At 35.4% G+C, this 11,502-nt stretch carries 9 protein-coding genes and 1 tRNA gene; 6 read left to right on the top strand and 4 right to left on the bottom strand.

Annotated elements, in window-relative coordinates:
- Positions 1 to 312: 312 nt before the first annotated feature.
- Positions 313 to 388, bottom strand: a tRNA-Phe gene (locus tag A9G11_RS02590).
- 158 nt (positions 389 to 546) lie between these two features.
- Here A9G11_RS02590 and A9G11_RS02585 point away from each other — a divergent pair.
- The 5 genes from A9G11_RS02585 to A9G11_RS02565 all read left to right on the top strand — a co-directional run bounded on the left by A9G11_RS02585 (position 547) and on the right by A9G11_RS02565 (position 7,381).
- Positions 547 to 996, top strand: a complete 450-nt coding sequence (locus A9G11_RS02585; RefSeq protein ID WP_065617972.1) for an FxsA family protein — start codon at positions 547 to 549, stop codon at positions 994 to 996.
- Positions 997 to 1,127: 131 nt separating this feature from the next.
- Positions 1,128 to 1,421 carry a co-chaperone GroES gene (locus A9G11_RS02580; protein ID WP_034915350.1) on the top strand — a complete coding sequence of 98 codons (294 nt, stop codon included), beginning with the start codon at positions 1,128 to 1,130 and terminating at the stop codon, positions 1,419 to 1,421.
- A gap of 46 nt (positions 1,422 to 1,467) precedes the next feature.
- The gene (gene groL, locus A9G11_RS02575) at positions 1,468 to 3,114 is read left to right on the top strand and encodes a chaperonin GroEL (RefSeq protein WP_065617971.1); all 1,647 of its coding nucleotides are present in this window, start codon (positions 1,468 to 1,470) and stop codon (positions 3,112 to 3,114) included.
- 488 nt (positions 3,115 to 3,602) lie between these two features.
- On the top strand, positions 3,603 to 5,237 hold the full coding sequence (locus A9G11_RS02570) for a hypothetical protein (protein ID WP_065617970.1): 1,635 nt from the start codon (positions 3,603 to 3,605) through the stop codon (positions 5,235 to 5,237).
- A gap of 14 nt (positions 5,238 to 5,251) precedes the next feature.
- Positions 5,252 to 7,381, top strand: coding sequence for an AAA family ATPase (locus A9G11_RS02565; RefSeq protein WP_065617969.1), 2,130 nt, complete (start codon positions 5,252 to 5,254; stop codon positions 7,379 to 7,381).
- A gap of 142 nt (positions 7,382 to 7,523) precedes the next feature.
- Here the strand turns inward: A9G11_RS02565 and A9G11_RS02560 are convergent, their stop codons facing one another.
- Both A9G11_RS02560 and A9G11_RS02555 read right to left on the bottom strand, forming a co-directional pair.
- Positions 7,524 to 8,144: a tetratricopeptide repeat protein gene (locus tag A9G11_RS02560; protein ID WP_065617968.1), complete on the bottom strand. Its 621-nt coding sequence runs from the start codon at positions 8,142 to 8,144 to the stop codon at positions 7,524 to 7,526.
- 22 nt (positions 8,145 to 8,166) lie between these two features.
- On the bottom strand, positions 8,167 to 9,357 hold the full coding sequence (locus A9G11_RS02555; protein ID WP_065617967.1) for a bifunctional tRNA (adenosine(37)-C2)-methyltransferase TrmG/ribosomal RNA large subunit methyltransferase RlmN: 1,191 nt from the start codon (positions 9,355 to 9,357) through the stop codon (positions 8,167 to 8,169).
- A gap of 103 nt (positions 9,358 to 9,460) precedes the next feature.
- On the opposite strand from A9G11_RS02555, the gene A9G11_RS02550 reads away from it, so the two are divergent.
- A complete protein-coding gene (locus A9G11_RS02550; protein WP_065617966.1) occupies positions 9,461 to 10,210 on the top strand; it encodes a M15 family metallopeptidase in 750 nt (249 codons plus the stop codon).
- Here A9G11_RS02550 and A9G11_RS02545 read toward each other — a convergent pair.
- Positions 10,207 to 11,502, bottom strand: coding sequence for an ATP-binding protein (locus A9G11_RS02545; protein ID WP_065617965.1), 1,296 nt, complete (start codon positions 11,500 to 11,502; stop codon positions 10,207 to 10,209). The two genes, A9G11_RS02550 and A9G11_RS02545, sit on opposite strands and share 4 nt — an antisense overlap.

Below are 11,502 nucleotides of genomic sequence, written 5' to 3'. Positions count from 1 at the left end.
CAGATAAATTCCATTTATTTTTCATCTGATTTTTGGTTAAAACTTTCCATTTTAAAGCAATAAAATTCATAAATTAATATCATTTTTATATAAGCAATTAGCCACATACACTGCCAATAAAGGCTTTAAAGCCAATTTATGGATACACGCCATTATCAAACCAAATGTATCCACTTTTATATCCATTTTTTAACTTGATTTGGGTTAATTTTGGTTGATGTCAGTTGACAAAGAAAACTCATTGCAAGGCTTATTTGCAAAGGATTTAGGCATAAAAAAACCTGCTTGAAGCAGGTCTTAGAATTTGGTGATTGGTGCCCGGACGCGGAATCGAACCACGGACACGGGGATTTTCAATCCCCTGCTCTACCGACTGAGCTATCCGGGCAACAATGGATGCACATTAAACACGATCCGAGATTATCAGTCAATCCTTTTTGTTAGATATTTTAAAAAAAATGTTCCATTTGGTTGAAAAATAGCTAATCACCTTTATATCATAAGTAGGGTTTTATCTATCTGTTTTATTTGCAAGGAAATCGTCATATGCAGTTTATTGGTTTTATTATATTTTTTGTTTATATCTATTGTGAGATTAGTTTTTTTGTCATGATTGCAAACTCTATTGGCGTATTTTCTGCTTTAATCGGTATCATAGCCACTTCTGTTATTGGGTTTTCGCTAATTAAAACATATGGACTACGCAATCTTGCCATTATGCAACAAAAGTTAGTGAATCATCAAAATCCAAAAGATGAAATTGTAAAAAGTGTCTCTTTACTTTTAGCTGGTTTCTTTTTACTCATTCCTGGTTTTTTAACCGATATTTTGGGCGTTATTTTGTTAATTCCCTATGTGCAGAAATATCTTTCCAGGTTTATTGTCAGTAAGATGCCGATTAAATCAAGCTTCATAGCCTCACAGAGTCGCTTTCAATCCGATGATATTATTGAAGGAGAGTTTAAACGTGAAGATGATGAAGAAATAATCAATTAAAAAATTTTTTAATTTTATTCTCTTGAAGAATTTAAATTGATCCCCATTTAAGTTGAACTACATCATAGAATCATAATTTTATGATTTATTGTTAATAATTATCTATTTAAATTAGTGCTAGGAGATAACTAATGAAAATTCGTCCATTGCATGATCGTGTGATCATCAAACGTAAAGAAGTGGAATCAAAATCAGCTGGTGGCATTGTTTTAACAGGCTCAGCAGCAGGTAAATCAACTCGTGGTGAAGTTTTAGCTGTTGGTAATGGTCGTATTTTAGAAAATGGTCAAGTGCAACCATTAGACGTTAAAGTTGGTGATATCGTGATTTTTAATGAAGGATATGGCGTTAAAACTGAAAAAATCGATAATGAAGAAGTGCTTATCTTATCAGAAAGCGATATTTTAGCCATTGTTCAAGCGTAACAGGCAAATAATTAACTTTATATACAGAATTTAGGAGAAAGAAAAAATGGCAGCTAAAGATGTAAAATTTGGTAATGATGCTCGTATCAAAATGCTTAAAGGCGTTAATGTATTAGCTGATGCAGTTAAAGTTACTTTAGGTCCAAAAGGACGTAATGTAGTATTAGATAAATCATTCGGCGCACCTACTATTACTAAAGATGGTGTTTCTGTTGCTCGCGAAATCGAATTAGAAGATAAATTCGAAAATATGGGCGCGCAAATGGTTAAAGAAGTTGCTTCAAAAGCAAATGATGCAGCAGGAGACGGTACAACTACCGCAACTGTACTTGCTCAATCAATTGTTAATGAAGGCTTAAAAGCTGTTGCTGCTGGTATGAATCCAATGGATTTAAAACGCGGTATTGATAAAGCGGTTGTAGCTGCAGTTGAAGAACTTAAAAAATTGTCTTCACCATGTGCAGACTCTAAAGCAATTGCACAAGTAGGTACTATTTCAGCAAACTCAGATGAAACAGTTGGTTCTTTAATTGCACAAGCAATGGAAAAAGTAGGTAAAGAAGGTGTTATCACTGTTGAAGACGGTACTGGTCTACAAGATGAGCTTGATGTAGTTGAAGGTATGCAATTCGATCGTGGTTATTTATCTCCATATTTCATCAACAAGCCAGAAACTGCAACTGTTGAGTTAGACAGCCCATATATTTTATTAGCTGATAAAAAAATCTCTAATATCCGTGAATTATTACCAGTATTAGAAGCAGTGGCTAAAGCAGGTAAATCACTATTAATTATTGCTGAAGATGTGGAAGGTGAAGCATTAGCTACTTTAGTTGTTAACACTATGCGTGGTATTGTTAAAGTTGCAGCGGTTAAAGCACCTGGCTTTGGTGACCGTCGTAAAGCAATGTTACAAGATATCGCAATTTTAACGGCTGGTACTGTAATTTCAGAAGAAATCGGTTTAGAGCTTGAAAAAGCAACACTTGAAGATTTAGGTCAAGCAAAACGTGTAGTTATCAACAAAGATAATACAACAATTATTGACGGTGTTGGTGAAGAGTCTCTAATTGCTGCGCGTGTTGAACAAATCCGTAAACAAATCGAAGAATCTACTTCTGATTACGATAAAGAAAAACTTCAAGAACGTGTTGCTAAACTTGCTGGTGGTGTTGCAGTAATTAAAGTGGGTGCGGCTACTGAAGTTGAAATGAAAGAGAAAAAAGCTCGCGTAGAAGATGCGCTACACGCAACTCGTGCTGCCGTTGAAGAAGGTGTTGTTGCTGGTGGTGGTGTTGCTCTTGTTCGTGCTGCATCTGCGATTATCGATCTTAAAGGCGCTAATGAAGATCAAAATATGGGTATCAAAGTTGCGCTTCGTGCTATGGAATCACCTTTACGTCAAATCGTAACTAACTGTGGTGAAGAAGCATCTGTGGTTATCAATGCAGTTAAAGGTGGTAAAGGTAACTATGGTTACAATGCATCTACTGAAGAGTATGGCGACATGATTGCCATGGGTATTTTAGATCCAACTAAAGTAACTCGTAGTGCATTACAATATGCTGCATCAGTTGCGGGTCTGATGATCACTACTGAATGTATGGTTACGGATTTACCTAAAGACGATAAAGCTGATTTAGGTGCTGCTGGTGGTATGGGCGGCATGGGTGGAATGGGCGGAATGATGTAATTCCTGTTAACCGACCCATAATCATACTAAAAAACCACTCATATTTTTGGGTGGTTTTTTATATCCAAAATTCAAGCTAGTTTGATTCTATCTCTATCTTTCTGTTTAAAATTTGATTAAAAATGGAAGAGTTTTTTCTTTTTCCTTTTACCCTTTTTGCAAAATTCAAATACTAAACGGTATAGACTCCTGAATATTTTTTACAAAAACACCATTTTTTCCCCGTAAATGATATAGATTTTATCGCTTATTTAACGCACTATCGGTTAAAACACTTCATGATATTAGTAATAGTTTTCACTTGTAAAAATAATAGGTTAAATAGATAATAGTGCAATGAAAAGATGAAGTTTGTCTTTTCTCATCTTTAAAACCCTATAAATTATTCCAAACATGATCCTGTTCAATTCAACAGGATTAAATGTAAATAAATAACACGTAAATATAGAAAATAGTAATGGATAAAATGGACCAAAGGAGAAAAAACAATGAGTGTATCTTCAAGTAAGAAATTAGCTAGCACAGAACAAAGTGATTACTCGGCTAGACAGCGACAAAAAACCGCTAAAGTCGAAAATCCTCTCGAAAATATTAAAGAAAATTCTTTTTTTAAAGTTATTTTTTCAGATAGCTTGTCACTGGAACAAAAAGTAGAAGAAGTCACCCACATTTTAGAATTCACTGATAATAAAGAAATTGACCGAGCTAAAATTCAAGAATTTGACGCTTTCAAAGAGTATCTACAATCGATTTCAGAAGAGATGTCTAAACAACGTATCGAAATGACTGATACTGAAGTATTTGCTGAATTACAACGAGTATATGCTGATTTTAATGATGATCTTAATAGCTTTATTGAAAAAATCAAACCACTTACCGAAATCACCGATGCACTATATAACTTGCGTCAAAATGGAGAAACCCGTAATGCATTAGCTAAAATTAAAGCCGATCAAGAATGGGATGATGAAAAAGAAGCACAAATAGCACAAGTGCAAAATGAGATCGCTAATGCTGAAACACAAATATCGGATTTACAAAAAGAGATAGCAGTATTACAGAAAGATAAAGCATTTTTTGGACTTGGACAAATTAAAGCTGCATCGAAAGTTAAAATAGCCAATGATGAAGAGCAAATAGTACAGTTAAAACAAGATATACAAAATAAACATAACGAATTAGACAATATCAACGCAGAAATTCAACAACACCATGAGCAACGCGCTGAATTATTTGATGTAGAAAAATTAAAAGAGTTACTTAATTTAACCTCAGAACAACATACCTTACGCCAAGCAGATATGGTTGAATCAGCACTAAAATTTGTTAATCAAGGTAAAGAGCGCTTTGGTGCTATTCGTGGTCATCTGGAAAAAATGGTTAAACAAATTGAAGGCTTAAGTGACAATAATGGCAATATGATACAAATTTATGCCATCATGAACGAAGCAACCAAAAAAGTTGAAACCGTACATCGCGAACGTAAACAGGAACTTGAGAATAAAGATGCTGGTGATAATTTATTAGAATCAATGAAACTCGATGAAGCTCGCCGTAATTTAGATGAACACATCGATACGGTTTCAACAGCCACTGTTGATACTATGCAGACCTATGGTGAATTAACCACCGAAGCCATTAAAATCCGTAATATGCAAGCGGCCACCAAAAAACAAGTTGAAAGTGCCAGAGCTATGCATTCACGAGGTATTGCCTCTGTTGCCTCACAGCTTAGTGTCGTTGTTACCGCCGTTAACTCAGCTGCGATTAATGAAGCCCAATCTATGGCAGGTAATACTTTAGCTGAAATGGCGCGTGTAACTAACGATATTGCTAAAAATGAAGCCATTCGTATCGCGACAGGTCGTGATGAAATTAATAATGATTTAGAAGCCATGTTACAAAACTTGGCTGAATTTGGTGATACTCAACGTGAAGCTACCGAAATCACTCGCTCAGCATTAGAAACCATGCGCGCTAATTTGGATGAGATTGAAAAAATGGCGAAAGATGTTCAGGATGATACCCGTGATTTCATTGCTGTAACCAGTGATGTTTTATCGGAAAAAACTGAACCTAAAAAAGAGAGCGAAAATAGCACCACTTCACCCTTTAAACTATAATAAAGGAATACAAAATGTACTTAGTTAGAGGACGTGAATATTTAGCGCAATATCCCAATTTTAACTTAGTGGGAAGAGAGCATGATTTAGAAAGAATATCATCTATTCTTATTCGTAAATCATCAAATTCACTGTTATTAACAGGACCAGCTGGCGTAGGCGTTTCTGCGCTAGCCCTGGGGCTACAGGCTGCCAAAAACAGCCCTGAAACTCCTTTTGATTTGATTGTCAAAAAATTATTTTGGTTAAATAGTGACGCGCTGTTTTCGAGCGGCGACAGCAACAAAATCAATAATGAGTTTCAAAGCATTTTAAAAAAATTACTGCAAACACCTGAATCTGTTCTGATTATCACTGACACCGCTAATTTTCTAGAAGCAGCACATAATACCGGTAATGCTCATTTTATCAATGCATTAAATAATGCTGATAAATCAAGTAATTTCCAAGTTATCCTGGAAGTCCGTGATGATAAGCTTAGTAGTGTCTTAAAAGCTAGCACCAACATGCCGGAACTCTATACGCTTTATGATGTTAAAGAGCCTACAGGAGATAACCTAAAATCTATTGTTACTGTTGTAGCCAAAGAGCTATCTGATCATCATAAAATTGATGTAGATGATGAGGCAATCGAAGAAGCAATACGTTTAACCAGTAAATACCGCGATGGTTTAGGCTTAGGAGGCGCACAACCGCAACGGGCGATTTCATTACTTGATCGTGCATTGGCCAGTTATCGTCAGTTTACCCATAAACAGCACCCTAAAATTACTGAATTATTGGGAAAAATCGCAAAAAGTACTGATGACACTGAACGGCAAGAACTGCAACAACAATTAGATCAATGGCAACAAGATTGGCAGGAATTAAAGTCAGAAATTAATAAAACTTACCAATACCAACGTGAAGCAGAAACATTACGTTTTAAATTGCAAGATGAAATCACCAAGCTGCAAGAGGATGAAGAAAACAATAAAAGTTCAGAATCGGCAGCAATAAAAACATTTGCACAATTAACTTCCGGAGGATTTGATTCCCCTGCTGTTACAAAATTAAAAGAAAAAATTCGACAAATTGATGTTGAGATTGCACAAAATAACGAACAACACCAAAAATTAGTTAAATTAGCTAATAAAGAGTTGCGACTGAATCGACAAGAGGTGATCAGCGAATTTAGTAAAGTTTCAGGAATATCAGCAAACAAGCTTGATGAGAATGAGATTGAAAACCTGATTAATTTAGAAGCACATTTACTATCACGGATTTTTGGTCAGGATAATATTGTAAGGCATGTTGCTAATTCAGTTAAAGTAGCTAAAGTCGATGCACTTGAAGAACCCGGACCTGCGATGTCTTATCTATTTTTAGGACCATCAGGCGTGGGTAAAACTGAAATGGCTAAGGCGTTAGCGCAATATGTCTATGGTGATGAAAAATCATTAGTTCGTTTTGATATGTCAGAATATATGGAAAAACATGCTGTCGCTAAATTGATAGGTGCGCCACCGGGATATGAAGGATTTGAAGCCGGAGGTATATTAACTAATTCAGTTAGGGCAAAACCGGTTGGGATCTATCTTTTTGACGAAATCGAAAAAGCACATCCAGATGTATTTAATATCTTTTTGCAGATTTTATCGGACGGACGATTAACCGATAATGTAGGTCGAACAGTCGATTTTTCTGAGATTATGATCATCATGACGTCAAATATTGGGCAATCTTACTATTTAGATCCCGATCTTTCTGATGAAGTAGCTTGTGAATTGGCGACAAATGAACTTAATAATACTTATCGTTCAGAACTACTTAATCGTTTTAATGGCCGAGAAAACATTCTCCATTTTAAACGCCTGTCTATGGAAGTGATTGAGCAGATTATACGTCGTGAAATTGACAAGTTAAATCAAGCATATCAACCACGCGGTTATACTGTGGAAGTTCAAGATTCTTGTATAAGTGCATTTTGTCATGATCATTACGATATAATACGTGGGGCAAGAGGATTACCGGGCTATATTAAAACCAATATAAGACCGTTTATTGTAAATCACATTTTACATAATCCACATGACCAAGGTACGTTTAAAGCGGTCTATAATCAAACGACACATAGTTTTGATATGAATTTTTGTAAAAATTAAATAAGACAAAAAATAGCAATTGCATTTTAGATAACGGTTATTTTAATAAGGTAACCGTTTAATGCAAATAAGCAGAAATGAGATCTAACCTACTTATAATAAGTAGGTTATTTTTTATAATTGGGCGATAAAAATAATGTGATTATTTGATGATTGAAAATAGATAATCTGCAACCTTTGTATCACCCTTTTTTTGATAAATTTCAGCTGTTTTTGCAACACTTTCTCGCCGATTTGCATCATATTGAAAAAGTTGCTCAAACATCAGATCGGCTGTTTTTCTATCATTATTTTGGATAGCACAATAACCATATTGTTCTAACACATCGCCTTTCCAACGGTGACGATCTAAATCAAGACCTTGTTGAAACTGTTCTTTGGCTTCAGAGTAACGATCCCGACCACATAAGAAAGAGCCATAATGAACCCGATAAAGTCCATTACCCGGCTCCATTAAGGTAATGCGTTGATAAATCATCTCCGCTTCTTTATACTCACCAACATGTTGATCAAACATCGCTAAAGCTAACATAATTTGTGGATTATTAGGCGAATACTGCGCAGCTAATTTAAGATTGTAATGTGCAGCTTTTAGATTGTCTTCCGACTCATCTGCTTTAGCCAGATAAGCCAGTCCTAAGCGCATTCTAGCTAATGCCGCTTGTTCAGGATCAAAATCATTATTTTCATTCATTTGACAGCCCGAAACGAACAACATAATAAAACAACTTAGTATTATTAACGATCCTTTAATTCCTTTCATTATTCTTCCCTTATAACTATTTTTATGCCGGTTGTTGAATAAGATTTTGTTTTTTATACAGTGTTCTTTTAGTTCGATCGATAACTTCCCCTGCCAGTTGACCACAAGCAGCGTCAATATCATCACCACGAGTTTTACGTACAATCACGGTAAATCCATATCCCATTAAGGTTTTCATAAAACGATCAATACGGCTATTAGAGCAACGAGAATATGGCGCACCCGGGAAAGGATTCCATGGAATTAGATTAATTTTACTAGGCACATTTTTTAAAAACTGTGCAAGTTCATGGGCATGCTCTACACCATCATTAACTTGATTGAGTAACACATATTCAATGGTTACTTTGCCATGATTGGCATTTGAATAGGAAAGATAACGCAAAATAGAGTCGCGCAAGGTAGCCATATTGTATTTACGGTTAATCGGCATAATTTCACTACGAATAGTATCATTTGGCGCATGCAATGAAATAGCTAATGCCACATCAATCATACCTGCAAGTTTATCCAGAGCTGGAACAACACCTGAAGTAGAAAGTGTCACTCGTCTTTTTGATAAACCATAACCAAAATCATCTAACATAATTTCCATGGCTGGAGCAACGTTCGATAAATTAAGTAAAGGTTCACCCATACCCATCATTACCACATTAGTAATCGGTCTATCGGCTAATTTACCTGTGACACCAATCGCATTTGAGGCTCGCCATACTTGTCCGATAATTTCAGAAACGGTTAAATTACGATTAAATCCTTGTTGTGCTGTCGAGCAGAATTTACACTCCAATGCACATCCAACTTGTGATGAAACACATAATGTTGCGCGATCTCGCTCTGGAATATAGACAGATTCAATCATTTGATTATTACCGACATCCAATGCCCATTTAATGGTGCCATCCGATGAACGCTGTTCTACCGCGATAAGTGGTGCTTTAATTTCTGCTAAAGTCTTTAACTGTTCGCGTAGTTTTTTATTAATATCGGTCATCTGATCAAAATCATCTATACCAAAATGGTAGATCCATTTCATCACTTGATCGGCTCTGAATGGTTTTTCTCCTAAGGAAATAAAAAAATCTCTTAACTGTTGGCGAGTAAAATTGAGTAAATTTATTTTTTCATTACTTGGATTAGTTGTATTGGGTTCAGTAGTTTTAGATGCGTCTATACAATTAACAGACGTGTTTGCTGTAGCTGATGTTAACATATGGCCTCGTTTTTACACATTATGGCTATTTCAATTTTTAGGGAAAGGATTATACTGTTTTTCACTGAATCTGGCTAATAGAATATTAGGACTCCACAAAAACATGAAAAAAACAGCAAGATTTAAAAAATTTTTCAATTTTACCCAAACATTAACTTTACTTTTATTCTCTACATTTACTATGGCACAAACAATCCCATTAAATAAGCTAACCGGACAATTTGACGAAAAAAAAGATAGTGATTTTATTGCGTTAGACTCAACACAATTACCTGTTAATAAAAAGGGAATGTATCTACAAAAAGAACCGACTCAACAGTTAATTAAAGCCTATAATGACTTTAAAAAAGTACATCCCAATATCCCTTTTGTTGTGGTAAGTGCAACACGAAATTACACTTATCAAAATGGTATTTGGCAACGTAAATGGGATAGCTTGTTGTCAAAAATTAATAAACCACAACAAATCGCTGAAGAGATTTTAAAATTTTCATCAATGCCTGGTACATCACGCCATCATTGGGGAACAGATATCGATATAACCAGCGTGTCCTCTGATTATTTTAGAAATGATAAAAAAGGTATAATCCTTTATCAGTGGTTACAAGATAATTTGCCTAAATATGGTTTTTGCCAACCATTTAACGAAGGGCGCAATGGTGGATATCTCCCTGAAGAGTGGCACTGGTCATATAAACCTATCGCTAGCCAGTATATTGCACAATATCAAGCTCAGTTAGAAAAAGATCCCCAATCAATTATCCAAGCACTTAATTTTACCGGTCATGACCAAATTAATTTAGAAGATCTGGTAAAACAGTATGTACTAATGGTGAATGCTGATTGTTATTAAAGTTTACGCCAATACGGTAATTGAATAGTAACAACAAGCCCTCCAGAATCTCGGTTAGCCGCCTGAATCGTACCGTTATGCATAATAACGGTCTTTCTTGCAATAGCAAGACCCAGTCCATAACCTTTTCCTAGTTGTGGTGATTGAATTCGGACAAATGGTTCAAAAATACTGGATAACTTACTTGAATCAACACCTGGACCATTATCTTTAACTTCAATCTGTAGATACTTACCTGTCTCTTTCAATGATACTTCGACAACTTGTCCTGCTTTCGAAAAACGTATCGCATTGCGAATAATATTTTCAATAGCACGCCGAATTTGCTCTGAATTGCCTTTAACAATGGAGTGCGTGACCGGTGATAAGGTAAAATGTACATCTATTGATTGATGATTAGCTTCATAATTAGCATCACTAATTACCACACTAATTAAATCTTGCAAATCAAAATATTCATCGGTGCGATTACTCATTTCAGCACGAGAATAATTCAAAATCTCACCAATTAACTGATCTAATCGTTCTGATTCCAGTTCTATTCTTGATAAAGCCGTATCAATGTTTTGCTTATTTTGCTGTGCAAGTCCTATGGCTAATTGCAAACGAGCCAAAGGTGTACGTAATTCGTGAGAAACATCGTGCAGTAAAACTTGACGATCTGAAATTAAGATATTGAGTTGTTCAACCATCATATCAAAATCTTTACCCAATTCGCTAAGCTCGTCACGCCGACGTTTTAGTTTATTAAATAATCGAACTGAGAGATCACCTTGTGATACTTGGTAAAACCCTTTCCTTAATAATTTCATTGGTCTGGTTAAGTTCCAAGCCAAAAACAGACTAAATACTAAACCAACACAAATCCCCATTAAAACAATTGGCATTGGCAAACTGAAAAGCGTTTGTTTCTTTTTAGTATCTTTATCTTCTTTGAATGTAACAGAGTAAAGCGTACCATCTGGAGCAACGGTAGTTCGTTGATAAACATATTTTGAAGTTTCTAACTCATCAGTAATGAGATTAATCTGATCATTTTGTGGTGAGATCAATTTAATTGACAGTAACACACGTTCGCGCTCGGGTAAATGTTCCACAAAGTTAAGCGTTTCCTCTTCACCCGCAACATGTAATAACTGCGCTATCATATCGACTTTTGTCGGCATATGATTGAGAAATCGTTGATTTTTATTTTCCAAATAAAAAGAAAAAGCAATCCAAGTTAATTGGAATGTCAAATAAAAAACCACCCAAAATATGATGAGTATTTTCCAAAATAGTCGACGATTCAT

Origin of the sequence: Gilliamella sp. wkB108, from assembly GCF_001690195.1 — a bacterium.
Classification (GTDB): Bacteria; Pseudomonadota; Gammaproteobacteria; order Enterobacterales; family Orbaceae; genus Gilliamella; species Gilliamella apicola_L.
Note: the sequence above shows the minus strand (reverse complement) of the source record. Positions and strands in the feature narration are given on the sequence as shown.

Bases quoted from the DNA above. Each gene is read 5' to 3' on its own strand.
- A9G11_RS02555 (WP_065617967.1), bottom strand. From the start codon at position 9,357: ATGTTAACATCAGCTACAGCAAACACGTCTGTTAATTGTATAGACGCA.
- A9G11_RS02550 (WP_065617966.1), top strand. From the start codon at position 9,461: ATGAAAAAAACAGCAAGATTTAAAAAATTTTTCAATTTTACCCAAACA.
- groL (WP_065617971.1), top strand. From the start codon at position 1,468: ATGGCAGCTAAAGATGTAAAATTTGGTAATGATGCTCGTATCAAAATG.
- A9G11_RS02565 (WP_065617969.1), top strand. From the start codon at position 5,252: ATGTACTTAGTTAGAGGACGTGAATATTTAGCGCAATATCCCAATTTT.
- A9G11_RS02560 (WP_065617968.1), bottom strand. From the start codon at position 8,144: ATGAAAGGAATTAAAGGATCGTTAATAATACTAAGTTGTTTTATTATG.
- A9G11_RS02570 (WP_065617970.1), top strand. From the start codon at position 3,603: ATGAGTGTATCTTCAAGTAAGAAATTAGCTAGCACAGAACAAAGTGAT.
- A9G11_RS02545 (WP_065617965.1), bottom strand. From the start codon at position 11,502: ATGAATCGTCGACTATTTTGGAAAATACTCATCATATTTTGGGTGGTT.
- A9G11_RS02580 (WP_034915350.1), top strand. From the start codon at position 1,128: ATGAAAATTCGTCCATTGCATGATCGTGTGATCATCAAACGTAAAGAA.
- A9G11_RS02585 (WP_065617972.1), top strand. From the start codon at position 547: ATGCAGTTTATTGGTTTTATTATATTTTTTGTTTATATCTATTGTGAG.